Source organism: Streptomyces sp. NPDC058646 (assembly GCF_042716875.1).
In the GTDB taxonomy this organism is placed as follows: domain Bacteria; phylum Actinomycetota; class Actinomycetes; order Streptomycetales; family Streptomycetaceae; genus Streptomyces.
Map to the genome: position 1 here is coordinate 181455 of NZ_JBHXRK010000006.1, position 15579 is coordinate 197033.

13 protein-coding genes are annotated in these 15579 nt (G+C 74.4%); 2 read left to right on the forward strand and 11 right to left on the reverse strand.

Going from position 1 to position 15579, the window contains the following annotated elements:
* Positions 1-176: 176 nt before the first annotated feature.
* The 9 genes from ACFWUZ_RS10050 to ACFWUZ_RS10090 all read right to left on the reverse strand — a co-directional run bounded on the left by ACFWUZ_RS10050 (position 177) and on the right by ACFWUZ_RS10090 (position 10464).
* Positions 177-893: a GntR family transcriptional regulator gene (locus ACFWUZ_RS10050; protein ID WP_384370074.1), complete on the reverse strand. Its 717-nt coding sequence runs from the start codon at positions 891-893 to the stop codon at positions 177-179.
* Between the two features lie 70 nt (positions 894-963).
* The gene (locus tag ACFWUZ_RS10055; RefSeq protein ID WP_384370077.1) at positions 964-1902 is read right to left on the reverse strand and encodes an ornithine cyclodeaminase family protein; all 939 of its coding nucleotides are present in this window, start codon (positions 1900-1902) and stop codon (positions 964-966) included.
* Positions 1899-2924, reverse strand: a complete 1026-nt coding sequence (locus ACFWUZ_RS10060; protein WP_384370080.1) for a proline racemase family protein — start codon at positions 2922-2924, stop codon at positions 1899-1901. The genes ACFWUZ_RS10055 and ACFWUZ_RS10060 overlap by 4 nt, the downstream gene beginning before the upstream one ends.
* Positions 2921-3925 (reverse strand): proline racemase family protein, encoded by a 1005-nt coding sequence (locus tag ACFWUZ_RS10065; protein WP_384370083.1) that lies wholly within the window; start codon positions 3923-3925, stop codon positions 2921-2923. The genes ACFWUZ_RS10060 and ACFWUZ_RS10065 overlap by 4 nt, the downstream gene beginning before the upstream one ends.
* A gap of 35 nt (positions 3926-3960) precedes the next feature.
* Positions 3961-4878: a dihydrodipicolinate synthase family protein gene (locus ACFWUZ_RS10070; protein ID WP_384370086.1), complete on the reverse strand. Its 918-nt coding sequence runs from the start codon at positions 4876-4878 to the stop codon at positions 3961-3963.
* A gap of 75 nt (positions 4879-4953) precedes the next feature.
* Complete coding sequence (locus ACFWUZ_RS10075; RefSeq protein ID WP_384370330.1) at positions 4954-6357, reverse strand: FAD-dependent oxidoreductase; 1404 nt, start codon at positions 6355-6357, stop codon at positions 4954-4956.
* Positions 6358-6475: 118 nt separating this feature from the next.
* Positions 6476-6802 carry a (2Fe-2S)-binding protein gene (locus ACFWUZ_RS10080; protein WP_384370089.1) on the reverse strand — a complete coding sequence of 109 codons (327 nt, stop codon included), beginning with the start codon at positions 6800-6802 and terminating at the stop codon, positions 6476-6478.
* The gene (locus ACFWUZ_RS10085) at positions 6802-7980 is read right to left on the reverse strand and encodes an NAD(P)/FAD-dependent oxidoreductase (protein WP_384370092.1); all 1179 of its coding nucleotides are present in this window, start codon (positions 7978-7980) and stop codon (positions 6802-6804) included. Before ACFWUZ_RS10085 ends, ACFWUZ_RS10080 begins: the two co-directional genes overlap by 1 nt.
* An 81-nt stretch (positions 7981-8061) precedes the next feature.
* The gene (locus ACFWUZ_RS10090; protein WP_384370095.1) at positions 8062-10464 is read right to left on the reverse strand and encodes a collagenase; all 2403 of its coding nucleotides are present in this window, start codon (positions 10462-10464) and stop codon (positions 8062-8064) included.
* 200 nt (positions 10465-10664) lie between these two features.
* On the opposite strand from ACFWUZ_RS10090, the gene ACFWUZ_RS10095 reads away from it, so the two are divergent.
* Complete coding sequence (locus ACFWUZ_RS10095) at positions 10665-12035, forward strand: aminopeptidase P family protein (protein ID WP_384370098.1); 1371 nt, start codon at positions 10665-10667, stop codon at positions 12033-12035.
* 248 nt (positions 12036-12283) lie between these two features.
* Here ACFWUZ_RS10095 and ACFWUZ_RS10100 read toward each other — a convergent pair whose 3' ends face one another.
* Both ACFWUZ_RS10100 and ACFWUZ_RS10105 read right to left on the reverse strand, forming a co-directional pair.
* Positions 12284-12682, reverse strand: coding sequence for a RidA family protein (locus tag ACFWUZ_RS10100; protein WP_384370101.1), 399 nt, complete (start codon positions 12680-12682; stop codon positions 12284-12286).
* Positions 12679-13806 carry an acyl-CoA dehydrogenase family protein gene (locus tag ACFWUZ_RS10105; RefSeq protein ID WP_384370105.1) on the reverse strand — a complete coding sequence of 376 codons (1128 nt, stop codon included), beginning with the start codon at positions 13804-13806 and terminating at the stop codon, positions 12679-12681. The genes ACFWUZ_RS10100 and ACFWUZ_RS10105 overlap by 4 nt, the downstream gene beginning before the upstream one ends.
* 120 nt (positions 13807-13926) lie before the next feature.
* On the opposite strand from ACFWUZ_RS10105, the gene ACFWUZ_RS10110 reads away from it, so the two are divergent.
* Entirely contained in the window at positions 13927-15579 is a 1653-nt protein-coding gene (locus ACFWUZ_RS10110; protein ID WP_384370108.1) for an AMP-binding protein, read from the forward strand.

Genomic DNA, 15579 nt, shown 5'->3' on the forward strand with positions numbered 1-15579 from the left:
TCTATGATGTGACCGGTAACATAGTAATGTGAAATTGCACTGACAAGAGGTTGAGCCCGCCGTTATCCAGCCGTGTCCAAATCCGTACGCTGGAACGCGAGTTGGGCCCGGACCGAGGAGGTCCGGGCCCGGGGGCGCACGCGGGCAGGAGGCGCGACGGGGTGCCGGTGGCGGGGTCAGCCCTTGACCGTGCCGCCGAGGCCACCCGGGGCGCGGCCCACCGGCTCGTCGCGGCCCTGCGCCCAGAGGGAGCGGACGTGGCCCAGGTGGCGGGTCATGCACGCCTGGGCCGCCTCCGCGTCTCCGCTCAGCATCAGGTCGAGCAGCTCGAGGTGCTCCTCGGCCGAGGAGACCAGCTTGCCGGCCTCGTCCAGGCCGGTCAGGCCGTACAGGCGGGAGCGCTTGCGCAGGTCGCCGACCGTCTCCACCAGGCGGTCGTTGCCCGCGAGGGCGAGGAGCGTCAGGTGGAAGCGGCGGTCCGCCTCCAGGTAGCCGATGAGGTTGTGCTCCCGGGCGCTGGTGACGATCTCCTGCGCGATGGGCCGCAGGGCCTCCAGCTGCTCGGCCGTCGCGGTCTTCGTGATCCGGCCGATGGTCGGCACCTCGATCATCGTGCGCAGTTCGGTGTACTGGTCCAGGTCGCGCTCGCTGACCTCGGTGATCCGGAATCCCTTGTTGCGGACCGGCTCCACCAGGCCCTCGCGGGCCAGGTCCAGCATCGCCTCGCGCACCGGCGTGGCCGAGACGCCGAGTTCGGCCGCGAGGCCGGGCGCCGAATAGACGCTGCCGGGGCGCAGTTCCCCCGCTATCAGGGCTGCTCGGAGGGCGTGGCCGACCTGGTCGCGGAGCCGTTCCTGGGCCTTGATGAGACTGTGCTGCTTCAGGTCACCCATTGCATATCCTCCGAGACCCCCGACACTGCCGACGAGCAGGAGAACAGCGTACAATGTCACGTTTCGCTGCTCACCCGGCGGCCTCGAACAGCGCGACCGCCACGGCAAGATCCTCCCAGGCCATGCCGACGCTCTTGAAGAGCTGTGGACAACCCGGCGCCCCGCCCGCCGGCATCCGTCCGGCGACCAGGTCGGCGAGGGTGCCGGTGATATGACCGGGCCCGATCGCCCCCTCCGCCTCCGGGACCAGCAGGTCGCCCGCCTCGCGCAGGGCCGCCGCGCGCGACTCGACGTACACCGCCGCCCGTCGCACGAGGGCGGTGTCGGTCTCCCGGGCCGTCGGCTCGTGCGAGCCGACGGCGACGACGGTGCTGCCCGGCCCGGCCAGCCGCCCGTCGAAGAGCGGCTCCCGGGCGGTGGTGCAGCAGATCACCAGATCGGCGTCCGCCACGTCCTGCGCCGTGCCCGTCCGCGCGGGCACCCCGAGGGCCGCGGCATGCGCGGCGAGGGCCTCGGCGCCCGCCGGGTTCCGGGCGACCACCACCACCTCGGCCAGCTCCCGCAGCGACAGGACCGCTTCCAGGTGGCCGTACGCCTGCGGCCCCGAGCCGAACAGGACCAGGCGCAACGGGCGTCCGGCGGGCGCCAGAGCGCGCAGCGCGAGGGCCGAGACGGCCGGAGTGCGCAGCGCGGTCAGGGCCGCGCCGTCGAGCAGGGCCAGCGGGCGCAGGGTGGGCCCGTCCAGCAGCAGGTAGGACCCGGTGATCCGGGGCAGTCCGCGGGCCGGGTTCCCCGGCGCGACCCCGGCGATCTTCACCCCCGCGTACGAGCCCGACGCGGCCGGCATCAGCAGCAGTTCGCCGCCGCCGGGTACGGGGAGGGCGGAGCGCTGCGGGCAGTTCTCCGGGTCGAGGCCGCCGAGCAGGGCGGCGGCCAGCGCGTCGGCGGCGGCGGCCGGGGTGAGCAGCCCGGCCACCTGCTCGGCGTCCAGCTGCGCGAGCCCGGTCACAGCAGGAACCCGGCGCCGAGGGGGTCGTACGGGTCGGCCAGGAAGGTGTGTTCGCCGGTGCGGTAGGCGTTGCCGGTCACCTCGGTGAGCCCGCCGGGCAGGATCCGCCCGGTGAACACGGTGCCCGTGACCGACTCGTGCAGCAGGTCCTCGTCCGCCCCGAGCCGCCCGTCCTCCGCCAGCAGTGCGAGCCGCGCCGAGGTGCCGGATCCGCAGGGCGAGCGGTCGATCTGCCCGTCGGCGAAGACGGTGACGTTGCGCTGGTGCGGCCCGAAGGGGGTGTCGGGCAGCTCCTCGTGGAGGATCACCCCGTAGACCCCGGACAGCAGTGCGCCGCCCGGGTGCCAGGTGGCCGGGTGGGTGGCCAGTGCGGCCCGGACCTCCTGGGCGGCCCGTACCAGGGCGGGCAGCGCGGCCCCGGACACCTCCAGGCCGAGGTCGCGGGCGCGCAGGGAGGCGTAGCAGGCCCCCGCGTGGGCGATGTCCACCTCGGCGAGGCCGAGGGTGGTCGCGACGGGCACCTTGCGGGCGCCCACCCGCGCCGGGACGTTGCGGAAGGTGACCCCGGTGGTGCGGCCGCCGGCCCGGTGCACGGTGGCGGTGACCCTCCCCGACGGCACGTCCATGCGCACCTGCGCGTCCCCGTCGTCCGGGGCGGCCACCCGGCCGGTGTCCACGGCCCAGGCCCCGAGCGCCATGGAGCCGTGGCCGCAGGCGGTGGAGTAGCCGTCCTTGTGCCAGAACAGCACGCCGAAGTGGGCCCCGTCGTCGTCGGCGGGGACGACGAACCCTCCGTACATCCCGGCGTGCCCGCGCGGCTCCTGCACGAGCAGGCGGCGCACCTCGTCCAGCGGGCCCCGGCGGGGGGCCGTGGCCGATCCGCCGGGGCCGATGACGGTGGCACAGCGCTCGGCGACGGTGTCCCCCGGCACGGGCGGCAGCCCCCCGGCGGTGGTGTCGACGATCCGGAAGGGCTCCCCGGCGGTGTGGTAATCGGTGGTGCGGACGGCGGAGCCGGTCACAGGAGGAACCCTCCGGGGAAGGGGTCGGTGGGATCGAGGAAGTACTGGGCGGTCCCGGTGATCCAGGCCCGGCCGGTCACGGTGGGCACGACGGCGCGGTAGGGGCCGACGGTGGTCTCCCCGGTCAGCCGGCCGGTGAAGCGGGTGCCGATGAAGGACTCGTTGACGAAGTCCGCGCCGGTCTCCAGCAGGCCCCGGGCGTGCAGCTGGGCCATGCGCGCGCTGGTGCCCGTACCGCAGGGCGAGCGGTCGAACCAGCCGGGATGGATGGCCATGGCGTGCCGGGAGAGGCGGGCGTCGGAGCCCGGCGCGGCGAGGTACACGTGCTTGACCCCGGCGATGGAGGGGTCCTCGGGGTGCACGGGACGGTCGCCGGAGGCGTTGACGGCCTCCATCACGGCCAGTCCGGCGGCGAGCAGGTCGTCCTTGCGGGCCCGCTCGAAGGGCAGGCCGAGACCGTCGAGTTCGACGAAGGCGTAGAAGTTTCCGCCGTAGGCGAGGTCGTAGGTGACCGTGCCGAGCCCGGGGACCTCGGCCTTGAGGTCGAGCCCGGCGCAGAAGGAGGGGACGTTGGTGAGGGTGACGGCCGTGGCCGCCCCGTCCTCGACGCGGACGTCGACGCTCACCAGTCCCGCCGGGGTGTCGAGCCGGACGGTGGTGACCGGCTCGACGACGGGCACCATGCCGGTCTCGACGAGGACGGTCGCCACCCCGATGGTGCCGTGCCCGCACATGGGCAGCAGTCCGGACACCTCGATGTAGAGGACTCCGAAGTCGGCGTCGGGACGGGTGGGGGGCTGCAGGATCGCGCCGCTCATCGCGGAGTGGCCGCGCGGCTCGTACATGAGCAGGGTGCGGACGTGGTCCGTGTGCTCGATGAAGTGGAGCCGTTTCTCGGCCATCGTGGCGCCGGGGATCACCCCGACCCCTCCGGTGATGACCCGGGTGGGCATGCCCTCGGTGTGCGAGTCCACCGCGTGGTAGATGTGGCGCGTGCGCATGGATTCCCCTCGTCCCTTCGTCCCCTCGGGGCGTTCTAGTTGAGGCCCTCGGCGAGGGCCTTGCCGGTGGCGGCGCGGACGGCGGCCTCGACGTCCCCGGTGAGCGGGAAGCGCGGCGGGCGGGTGGCGCCGCCGGGGCGGCCGGCCAGGTCCATGGACAGTTTGATGGCCTGGACGAACTCCGTCTTGGAGTCCCAGCGCAGCAGCGGGTGCAGGGACTTGTAGAGCGGCAGTGCGGTGGCCAGGTCCCCGGCCACCGCGGCCCGGTAGAGGGTGGCGCAGGCCTGCGGGAGGGCGTTGGGGTAGCCGGCGATCCAGCCGACGGCGCCGGCGAGGGCGAGTTCGAGGAGGACGTCGTCGGCGCCGATCAGCAGGTCGAGGCCGGGGGCCAGTTCGGCGATCTCGTAGGCGCGGCGCACGTCGCCGCTGAACTCCTTGACGGCGACGATCGAGCCGTCGGCGTGCAGCCGGGCGAGCAGGTCGGGGGTCAGGTCCACCTTGGTGTCGATGGGGTTGTTGTACGCGACGACGGGGATGCCGGCCGCGGCGACCTCGGCGTAGTGGGCGCGTACGGTGTCCTCGTCGGCGCGGAAGGCGTTGGGGGGCAGGAGCAGGACGGAGCCGGCGCCGGCCTCGGCCGCCTGGTCGGCCCAGCGGCGGGCTTCGGCGCTGCCGTAGGCGGCGACGCCGGGCATGACGCGGGCGCCGTCGCCGGCGGCCTCGACGGCGGTGCGGACGACGCGGGCCCGCTCCTCGTCGGTGAGGGTCTGGTATTCGCCGAGAGAGCCGTTGGGGACCACGCCGTCGCAGCCGTTGGCGATGAGCCAGGCCACGTGTTCGGCGTACGCGTCGTAGTCGACGCCGAGGTCCTCGCGCAGGGGCAGCGCGGTGGCGACCATGATTCCGTGCCAGGGGCGGGTGCGGACGGGCGCGGGGGTGTGCGCGTGGGTCATGAGAAGCTCCCTAGAGTGATGTGTGACATTTTACTAGTGGGTGTGATGCGGCCACAAGGGCCCGGAGCCCGCGGATCAGCCGTCCGCGGGGGGAAGTTCGGCGAGGTGGCGCAGCGGCACCGGGCAGGACAGCGGCCGCCGGTCGGCCGCCGCGTCCTGCGACAGCAGCGACTCCCCGGCGAGGGCGGAGACCGCCGGACCGCACATCCGGCCCTGGCACCAGCCCATTCCCGCGCGGGTGAGCAGTTTGACGGTACGGGCGTCCCGCGCCCCGAGGTCGCGGACCGCCGCGCGGATCCGGCCGGCCGGGACCTCCTCGCAGCGGCACACGGCGTCGTCCTCGCCGAGCCAGTCCGTCCAGCCGGGGCCGGGTCGGTGCGCCGCGCCCATGGCACGGGCGAAGGCGCGCAGCCGGGCCCGGCGGCGGGCGAGCGGGGCGGGGGCGGGCCGGCCGGCGACGGCGTGCGCGGCGATCTCCCCCTCCACGAGGGCGAGTCCGGCACCGCCGATGCCACCGGTCTCCCCGGCGGACCAGATGCCGGGGACGGAGGTGCGCTGGCCGGCGTCCAGGTCGAGGGCGACCGTGCCGTCGGGGCTGCGGACGGTGGCGCAGCCGAGGCCGGTGGCCAGTTCCAGCTGGGGCACGAGCCCGTGACCGACGGCGAGGGCGTCGCAGGGGATCCGGCGGGCGGTGCCCGGCAGCGGCCGCCAGTCCCGGCCGAGCCGGGCCACGGTGACGGCCTCGACCCGGCTGCCGCCGTGGGCCTCGACGACGGCCTGCCGGCTGAGGAGGCGGACGCGGTGGCGCAGCAGGGCGCCGCCGAAGGTGCCGGCCTCGGCGAGTTTGCCGGGGTTGCGCAGCAGGGCGGGCAGGTGGCCGGCGTAGGCGGTGTACGAGGCCGCCTCCACCACGGCGGGCACGGTGGCTCCGGCGGCGGCCAGGGTACCGGCCACGGCCAGCAGCAGCGGCCCGCTCCCGGCGACGACCACCCGCTTGCCGGGCAGGACCAGGCCGCCCTTGACCATGGCCTGCGCCCCGCCCGCCCCGATCACCCCGGGCAGGGTCCAGCCGGGGAAGGGCAGTTGGCGCTCGTGGGCGCCGGTGGCGAGCAGGACCGCCCGGGCGCGGACGGCCGCCGCCCGCTCCCCGGGTCCGTGACCGGCGACCGCGTGCAGGATCCAGCGGCCGGGGCCGGCGCCCTGGTCGGGGACCACCGTCCAGACGTGGTGGGCCGGGAGGTAGGTGACGCGGCCGGCCGACTCGTGGGCGCGCAGGGCGGCTTCGCGCGTCGCGAAGGCCGGCCAGTCGTGGTGGAGCGCCTCGGGCCGGACCGCGCCCAGCCCGGGGGCGGGGTGCCGGTAGTACTGCCCGCCGGGGCGCTCCCCCGCGTCCAGCAGCGCGACCCGCAGCCCGAGGCCGGCGGCGGTGACCGCGGCAGCCAGCCCGGCCGGCCCGGCCCCGACGACGGCGAGGTCCACGACGTCCGGATCCGCGGCGGAGGGGTCTGTGGCGGAGGGGTCTGTGGGGGCAGGCTCCGCTGCCGGATCCCCCGTGGGCAGCGCTCCGGCCGGGGCCGCGGGGTGGTGCGGGGCGGGGTCAGACGGCGAGGTCGGCACGGCCCGTTCCTTCCTGGGTGGTGACGGTGTCCCCCGGTCGGGCCGGGACCAGGCAGGCGCGCTGGTTGGGGCTGCCGTTGACGGTGACGAGGCAGTCGTAGCAGCTGCCGATGCCGCAGAACACGCCGCGCGGGGCGCCGCCCTCGCGGGTGGTCCGCCAGGCCAGGATCCCGGCGCTCCAGAGCACGGCGGCGAGGGACTGACCCTCCTGCGCGGGCAGTTCCCGGCCGTCGAAGGCGATGGTGCAGGTGGCCGCCGGGACGCCGCCGACGAGCGAGCGGGGCGTCCTGGCGCGGGGGCTGCGCATCAGCGGTTCTCCTCGGGGGTGCCGGCGGCCGGGGCGAAGCGGTCGGGACGGAACGGCGCGGGGTCCAGCGGGGGTTCGGCTCCGGTCAGGGCCGCTGCGATCAGCAGGCCGGTCGCGGGGGCCAGGCCGATGCCCGCACCCTCGTGGCCGCAGGCGTGCAGCAGCCCGGCGCGGCGCGGGTCCCGGCCGATGGCCGGGAGGTGGTCGGGGAGGTAGGGCCGGAAGCCGTGGTAGGTCCGCAGGACCCGGACGTCGGCGAGGACGGGGAAGAGGGCCGCCGCCTGGGCGGCCAGCCGCCGCAGGGCCTCGGTGGACAGGGTGCGGTCGAAGCCGACGCGTTCCCGGGTGGCCCCGATGAGGACCGGGCCCGAGGGGGTGCCCTCGACCACCGCCGAGGACTGGAGGGCGGCGGAGCCGCTGGCCACGTCGGCGATGTAGTCGGCGGCGTAGACCTTGTGCCGCACCACGCGCGGCAGCGGCTCGGTGACCAGGACGAACCCGCGGCGCGGGAGGACCGGCAGGCTCACGCCCGCCAGTTCCGCGACGCGCCCGCCCCAGGTGCCGGCCGCGTTCACCACGGCCGGGGCGAGGAGCTGCCGCCGCGGGGTGGCGACGCCCCGGACGGCGCCCGCCGCGTCCAGGAGGATGCCGGTGACCTCCTCCCCGAGGTGGACCTCCGCGCCGGACGCGGCTGCCGCGGCCAGCAGCGCCGCCGCCGCCAGGGCCGGCTGGACCTGGGCGTCCTGGGGGTAGTGGAAACCGCCGGCCGGATGGGGAGCGAGGTGGGGTTCCAGGTCGTGCAGGGCCCCGGCGGCCACCTCGGCCACCTCCACCCCCGCCGCGCGCTGGCCCTCGGTGAACCCGCGCAGGGCCTTGAGGGTGGTCTCGTCGGGGGCGACGACGAGGCCGCCCTTGGCCTCGTACTCGGTCTCCCCGGGGAGGGACGCCGCGAGTTCGCGCCACAGTCCGGTGGACAGCAGGGCGAGGTCGAGTTCCGGTCCCGCTTCCTTGTCGGAGACGAGCAGGTTGCCTTCGCCGGCACCGGTCGTGCCGCCCGCCACGGGGCCGCGGTCGACGACGGCCACGGAGAGTCCGGCGCGGGCCGCGTAGTAGGCGCACGCGGCCCCGACGACGCCGGCGCCGATGATCACGGCGTCCAGGGAGTGTCTCTTGAGCACGGCAGTAATATGTCACATTCTTCAGTGCCTGCCCAGACCGGTCCCGCGGCCTCGCGGACGACGGGACCGGTCCGGTCCGGATCAGCCGCGCAGCGGGCCCTCGCAGCTGTAAGCGGAGGTGCCCGCGACCTTGTTGCTCCAGATCTCCAGCGGACCGAAGGAGCAGTTCATGTCGGCGAGGTTGTTGGAGGCCGCGCCGGCCCGGTCGAGGATGAAGTAGTCGACCGTCTCGGACATGTCCTTGAAGTTCTGGTCGTCGCTGCGCCAGTTCTTCAGGTTCGCGCTGATCTTGCCGGTACAGGTGAAGCGGCGCTTGCCGGGCTCGCCGTTCTCCACGCAGTCCGGGGTGTTGTACGTGGCGGTGGCGAAGGAGGACTTCACCGAGGCGAGCGCCGAGTCCCGCAGCTGCTCGACCGGGGTGAAGGTGGTGTTCGGCACGAACAGCTGGTCGACCTTGGCGATCTGCGCGTCCAGGAAGCGGTCGTAGTCCCGCTGGAGGTAGGCGTCCCCGCCCAGCCGGTTGCGCCAGGCGTCGTACGCCACGACGTCGTTGTTGCGCAGGTGGGTGTACATCTCGCGCAGCAGCGAGGGCTTCTCGGCCCACAGGAACTCGAAGAAGGTCCCCGCGTAGCTGTAGAAGCGGAAGCCGTCGCCCTCGTAGGTGGCGTTCAGCAGCTGCTCCACCGACATCCGCGGGCCGCCGCCCGCGGTGTCGCTGATGATGCTCTTGACCAGGGACTTGCGGACGGCGATGCCGTTGTCACGGGTGGCACCGTCGAAGAACTCGGCCGTGCCCTCGTCCATGGCGGTCGTCCGGTCGCCCTCGTACCAGGGGCCCTCGCCGAAGAAGCCGGGGACGGCGTAGCGCCCGTTGAGGTAGTGCGTGTACTCGTGGCGGAAGAGCTCCTCGAGGGTGAGGGAGGAGTCCTGCGGGACACGGCGCTGGTAGGTGTAGAAGGTGGCGCCGTTCTCGATGTAGATGCCGCCGTTGTTCGTGTCGTAGCCGGTCAGGATGGGGTGGTAGTTCTCGTAGTCGGCGCGGGAGCCGTAGAGCACGATGTTCAGCGTGGAGTTGGGGTCGCCCGCGAGCGGCTGCTCGGTTCCCAGGACGCGGTGGTACTGGGCCTTGACCTGCTTGCTGGCGTAGTAGAGCTGGTCGACGGTGGCGCGGTCGAGACCCGTGCGGACCTTGATCGCACCGTTGTCGTAGGTGTAGGTGTGGGGGAAGATCCGCTTCTCGATGTCCTCCTTGCACACGCCGTAGGGCTTGCACGCCTCGTAGAAGTTCAGCCAGTTGACGAGCTTGGCCCACTGCTGGCTGCCGTCGCCGAAGGCGGTCTTGACGGGCCCCAGCAGGGCGCCGAGGTCGGCGACCGTCTGGTCGCGCAGGCCCTCGACCTGGCCGAAGCGCCCGTACTCGCTGAGCGCGTCGCGCGCCACCCACGCGTTGCCCGTGTCCTTGAGGTGGGTGTAGGAGGCAAAGGCCTTGAAGGCGGCGCGGTACGAGGGGTCGCCGGCGACCGCGGTGTGGAAGGCGGCGTCCTGGTTGCCCGGGTAGACGCCGAGGTAGTTGACGGAGAGCGCGGCGAGGGCGGCGCCCGCCCATCCGGCGTCCTGGTTCGTCGCCGTGTGCGCCGGGTCCATGGTGGCCAGGACCTTCTTGATGAGGCCGAGCTGGTGCTGGCGCAGGCCCGGGGCGCTGGCGGTGTAGAGGGCCTCGCGCAGGGTGCGGGCATTGGAAGGGGTCACGTCGAAGGTGCGGGCCGCGCCCCCGAAGTCGGCGACGGCCTGGCGCATGGCGTTCACCGTCGGGGCGTCGGTGACGTCGATCTCCCCGCGGGAGTGGTCGTGGTAGGCGACCGCGTGGAGGTAGGTGAACATCTCCTCCAGGTGGGAGGAGTTGCGGCCGTCGTGGGCGGCGGAGAGGGAGGATATCCGGCGGGAGACGGCCTGGACGTGCGCATCGGACATGACGGGGGCCAGCCGGGCGTCCCAGGTCCAGATGAGGTCACGCAGACAGCCGTCGGCGGTGACGGCCCGGTCGGCGAGGAAGTCCGCGAACTGCTCGGGGCCGAGGTTCGTGATCCCGTCGAGGGTGCAGGGGACGGCGACGGCGAGGCTCCGCGCGGTGGGCGCGGCCTGCGCCTTCGGGTACGCCTCGTTCCGGTCGGCCGGGGCGGCGGACTCGGCGGGGCCGGGGATCTTCCCGGCGGCCGCGGCGGCCGCGGCGGCCTGGCCCGCGCCGGGGGCCGGGGCGGGGGCCGGGGAGTTGTCCCCGGCGTCGGCGAAGCGCTCGACCTCGTCGAACGGGTTCGACCCGCGCGCCCCGGAGGTGAAGGTGCCGGGCGCCGGACTGCCCGCCACGGTGGCGGCGGCGGTCCCCCCGTCTGCGGCCTGGGTCACGCCCTGACCCGCGGTGACGAGGAGGGTGACCGCGACGGCGGTGGAGAGGAGGGACGTACGCACAACTCTGTGCTGGAACACCAAGATCTCCTGATGGGAAGGGAGGTGGGGGACGTGGTGCATGAGGTGCCGCGTCCGGTGAGGAGCGCGTGAACTGCCCTGCGTCACGCGGCGTTTGACGGGGATTAACGTGCCGCGGTGTGAGCTGTAACATAGTAATGTGAAATTGCACTGACAAGACCTGTGCGCCCACCAGTTCGCATCTTCTTGAGGGAGCCTCCGTGACCGACACCCCCTCCCGCCTCCACACGGGCAGCCACGACCTTCCGGTATCGCCTGAGTTGACCCGTTCCATGGCGGGCGGCTGGGCTGCGACTCCGCTGCCCGGCCCCGCGCGCGTCCCCGCGCACGCCGTCACCCCGGCCCGCCGGGCCCGGCTCTCGGCGCGCTTCCCGGGCGAGCGGCTGATCATCCCGGCGGGCCGGCTGAAGGTCCGCTCCAACGACTGCGACTTCCGCTTCCGCCCGCACAGCGCGTACGCCTGGCTGACCGGTCTGACCGGCGAGGACCAGGTCGGCCACGTCCTGGTCATGGAACCGTCGGGCCCGCACGCCCACGAGGCGGTGCTCTACCTGCGTCCGCGCTCGCCGCGCGCGGACGGGAACGAGGAGTTCTACCGGGACCGCCGGTACGGGGAGTTCTGGGTGGGGCGCAGGCCCGACCTGGCGGAGGCCGAACGCCTCACCGGCATCCGTTGCGCGCACCTGGACGCGCTCGGCTCGCCGGCCGGCCGCGAGGCGGGCACCGACGAGGAACTCACCATCGCACTGTCGGAGCTGCGCCTGGTCAAGGACGCGTGGGAGGTCGAACAGCTCCAGCTCGCGGTCGACCACACGACGGCGGGCTTCGAGGACGTCGTACGGGCACTGCCCCGCGCGCTCGCCCACCCGCGTGGCGAGCGGTGGATCGAGGGCGTCTTCGGCCTGCGCGCCCGGGCGGAGGGCAACGGCACCGGCTACGACACCATCGCGGCCTCGGGCGCCCACGCCTGCGTCCTGCACTGGATCCGCAACGACGGCCGGCTCGACGCGGACGAACTGCTGCTCCTGGACGCGGGCGTGGAGACGGACACCCTGTACACGGCGGACATCACCCGCACGCTGCCCCTGTCGGGCCGCTTCTCCCCCGTCCAGCGGCAGGTCTACGAACTGGTGCTGGCCGCCCAGGACGCGGGTATGGCGGCGCTGCGACCGGGTGCCAGCTTCCGGGACTTCCACCGGGCCGGGATGCGGGTGATCGCCGAAGGCCTGGCGGAATGGGGCGTCCTGAAGGACGCGGAGGGTGACCTGCACCGGCGGTACACCCTGTGCAGCAGCGGCCACATGCTGGGCCTGGACGTCCACGACTGCGCGAAGGCGCGGGACGAGACCTACCTGGACGGCGTGCTGGAGGAGGGCCAGGTCCTCACGGTGGAGCCGGGCCTCTACCTCCAGCCGGACGACGAGACCCTGCCCGCGGAGCTGCGCGGCATCGGCGTCCGCATCGAGGACGACCTGGTCGTCACGGCGGACGGGGCCCGGCTGATGTCGGGCGCGCTGCCGCGGACGGTGGCGGGCATCGAGGAGTGGATGGGCCGCCTGCTGGAGGGCTGAGCCCTGTCGTCACAGTGGCGCCGGTCAGGCCCGCGGCGTCCGGCGCCGTGCATCGCGAGGCGGAGGGGCGCCCCCCGTACTGGACGTACTCGGGTGCCCCGACAACGCGGCGAGGTGCGGTGCCGGACGCCGCGGGCCGGACGCCACTTCGACGACAGGGCCCAGGGGGTGTCTCCGGAACGGCTCCCGGGCGGGGCCGGCGGGGCCTCCCGTCCGCCGGACCGCGCCCGGGATGCCGGGCCGTGGGGTTACGGGAGGACCGCGAGGCCGTCGAGTTCCACCAGGGCCTGCTCGTCCCAGAGCCGGACCACCCCGATGACGGCCATCGCCGGATAGTCCCGCCCCGCCAGCCGGCGCCAGGCGCGGCCCAGTTCGGCGGCCCGCAGCCGGTAGTCGGCGACGTCCACCGCGTACACCGTCACCCGGGCCAGGTCCGCCGGGGTGCCGCCGGCCGCGGCCAGGGCGGCGAGCAGGTTGCCCAGGGCCTGTTCGAACTGCTCGGGCAGGCTCTCGCCCACCACCTTGCCCGAGGCGTCGAGGGCGGTCTGGCCTGCGAGGAACACCAGCCGCGAGCCGGTGGCGGCGACCGCGTGCGAGAAGCCCTTCGGGGGCGACAGCTCCGCCGGGTTGATCCGCTCCAGGCTCATCGCGCGGCCACCTCCCGGTACAGCTCCTTGGCGATGATCGTGCGCTGGACCTCGCTGGCCCCTTCGTAGATCCGCGGGGCGCGGACCTCGCGGTAGAGGTGCTCCAGCAGGTGACCCCGCTGGAGGGCGACGGCTCCGTGCAGCTGGACCGCGTGGTCCACCACGTACTGGGCCGTCTCCGTGGCCAGCAGTTTCGCCATGGCGGCGCGGCGGGGCACGTCCGGGGCGCCGCGGTCGTGGGCCCCGGCGGCCGCGTACACCAGCAGCCGGGCGGCCTCGGTGCGGGTGGCCATCTCCGCCACCCGGTGCGCCACCGCCTGGAGGTCGCGCAGCACCCCGCCGAAAGCGGTGCGGCCCGCGGTGTACGCGAGGGTCGCGTCGAGCGCGGCCCGGGCCATGCCCACCGCGAACGCGCCGACGCTGGGGCGGAAGAGGTTCAGGGTGTCCATCGCGACGCGGAATCCCCCGCCGGGCTCGCCCAGCAGGTCCCGCGGGCCGACCGGGACCCCGTCGAAGGCCAGTGCCCCGATGGGGTGGGGGGAGAGCATCTCCAGGGGCTCGCCGGAGAGTCCGGGGCGGTCCGCGGGGACGAGGAAGGCCGACACCCCCTTGGCGCCCGGCCCTTCACCCGTCCGGGCGAACACGGTGTAGAAATCGGCCTCCGGGGCGTTGGAGATCCAGCGCTTCTCCCCGCTGAGGCGCCAGCCGCCCGCGGGGTCCGGGGCGGCCGCCAGGGCCAGGGCGGCCGCGTCCGAGCCGGCCCCCGGCTCGCTCAGCGCGAAGGCCGCCACGGCGCGGCCGGCCCGGACGGCGGGCAGCCAGCGCTCGCGCTGCGCCTCGCTCCCGGCGCTGAGGACCGGGTGGGCGCCCAGCCCCTGCAGGGCGAGTGCCGTCTCCGCCTCCGTGCAGCCGTAGGCCAGGGATTCGCGCAGCAGGCACAGCTCCAGCGCGCCCGATGTGAAGACCCGTTCGAGCAGGCCCACCTCCCCCAGTGCCGCCAGGAGCGGCCGGTTGACCCGGCCCGGCTCCCCCTTCTCGGCCAGCGGCCTCAGCCGCTCCGCCGACAGTGCGCGCAACTGCCCGCACCACTCTTCCTGGTCCGCCCCGAGCGCGAATCCGGTCATCCGAATGTCCCCGCATCTATCGCGTCCTGTTGACTGCCGTCACCATCACGATACGCTCGTATCGCGTTGGCACGGCCGGCTCCACCCCAATCCGGACCGTCGCAAGGGGGCGTACCCGCCTTGGACCTCAAGCCTTCCGCTCACACCGACACCTTCGCCCGCGACCACCTGCCGCCCGCCGGCTCGTGGCCGCAGCTCCTCTTCGAGCTGCCCGAGCTCGCGTACCCCGACCGGCTGAACTGCGGGGCCGAGCTGCTCGACGCGACCGTCGCCCGCTTCGGGCCCGACCGCCCGGCGTTCCGCACCGGCGCGGGCGAGGTGTGGACGTACGGTGCGCTGCGCGAGCGCGTGGACCGCCTCGCCCACGTGCTCACTGTCGATCTGGGCGTCGTGCCCGGCAACCGGGTGCTGCTGCGCGGGCCCACCGGCCCCTGGCTCGCCGCGTGCTGGCTCGCGGTGATGAAGGCGGGGGCGGTGGCCGTCACCGTCCTGCCCCAGCAGCGGGCGCAGGAGCTGGCCACGGTCTGCGCCATGGCCCGGGTGCGCCACGCCCTGTGCCACGCGGACGTCCTCGACGACCTGGTCAGGGCCGAGGTGCCGGGGTTGCGCATCACCGCCTACGGGGGCGGGGGCGAGGACGACCTGCTGCGGCTGGCCGAGGCGCGGGCGGACGTGCCGTTCCGCGCCGTCGACACCTCCGCCGACGACGTCGCGCTCATCGCCTTCACCTCCGGGACCACGGGGCGGCCCAAGGGCTGCATGCACTTCCACCGGGACCTGCTGTCCGTGGCGGACACCTTCTCCCGCGCTGTGCTGCGCCCCCGTCCCGACGACGTCTTCGCGGGGAGTCCGCCGCTCGGGTTCACCTTCGGCCTCGGCGGACTGGTCGTCTTCCCCCTGCGGGCCGGCGCCTCCGCGCTGCTGCTGGAGGAGGCGGGGCCGCGCACGCTGCTGCCCGCCCTGGCGGAGCACGGCGTGACGGTGCTGTTCACGGCGCCGACCGCCTACCGGACGATGCTGGACGCGCTGGGCCCGTACGACGTGGGCGCGTACGACCTCTCCGCGCTGCGCCGCTGCGTCTCGGCCGGGGAGAACCTCCCCGCGGCGACCTGGCAGGCCTGGTACGAGCGCACCGGCCTGCGGATCATCAACGGCATCGGGGCCACCGAGCTGCTGCACATCTTCATCTCCGCCGCCGACGAGGACATCCGGCCCGGTACGACCGGCCGGGTGGTGCCGGGCTGGCAGGCCCGGGTGGTGGACCGGTCCGGCCGGCCGGTCGCGGACAACGAGCCGGGGCTGCTGGCCGTGCGCGGCCCGGTGGGCTGCCGGTACCTGGCCGATTCCCGGCAGGCCGAGTACGTACGGGACGGCTGGAACCTGACGGGCGACACCTACGTGCGGGACCCGGAGGGGTACTTCCGCTACGTGGCCCGCGCGGACGACATGATCATCTCGGCGGGTTACAACATCGCGGGCCCGGAGGTGGAGGAGGCCCTGCTGCGCCACCCGGGCGTGGTGGAGGCCGCGGTGGTCGGCCGCCCGGACGAGCGACGCGGGCAGGTCGTGGTGGCGTACGCCGTCACGCGGGAGGGCGTGACCCTCACGGAGGAGGACCTGCGCACCTTCATGCGGGCGGAGCTGGCCCCGCACAAGTGCCCCCGTTCCTTCGTCTTCCTGCCCGCCCTCCCCCGCACGGCGACCGGCAAGCTGCAACGCTTCCGGCTGCGCGAGCCGGGATCCGACCTGAGCGGCCGGACACCCCTACAGTGA

Excerpts from the sequence above, each read along its gene's own strand:
- ACFWUZ_RS10065 (WP_384370083.1), bottom strand. The coding sequence starts at position 3,925 with ATGCGCACGCGCCACATCTACCACGCGGTGGACTCGCACACCGAGGGC.
- ACFWUZ_RS10080 (WP_384370089.1), bottom strand. The coding sequence starts at position 6,802 with ATGCGCAGCCCCCGCGCCAGGACGCCCCGCTCGCTCGTCGGCGGCGTC.
- ACFWUZ_RS10105 (WP_384370105.1), bottom strand. The coding sequence starts at position 13,806 with ATGACCGGATTCGCGCTCGGGGCGGACCAGGAAGAGTGGTGCGGGCAG.
- ACFWUZ_RS10050 (WP_384370074.1), bottom strand. The coding sequence starts at position 893 with ATGGGTGACCTGAAGCAGCACAGTCTCATCAAGGCCCAGGAACGGCTC.
- ACFWUZ_RS10070 (WP_384370086.1), bottom strand. The coding sequence starts at position 4,878 with ATGACCCACGCGCACACCCCCGCGCCCGTCCGCACCCGCCCCTGGCAC.
- ACFWUZ_RS10100 (WP_384370101.1), bottom strand. The coding sequence starts at position 12,682 with ATGAGCCTGGAGCGGATCAACCCGGCGGAGCTGTCGCCCCCGAAGGGC.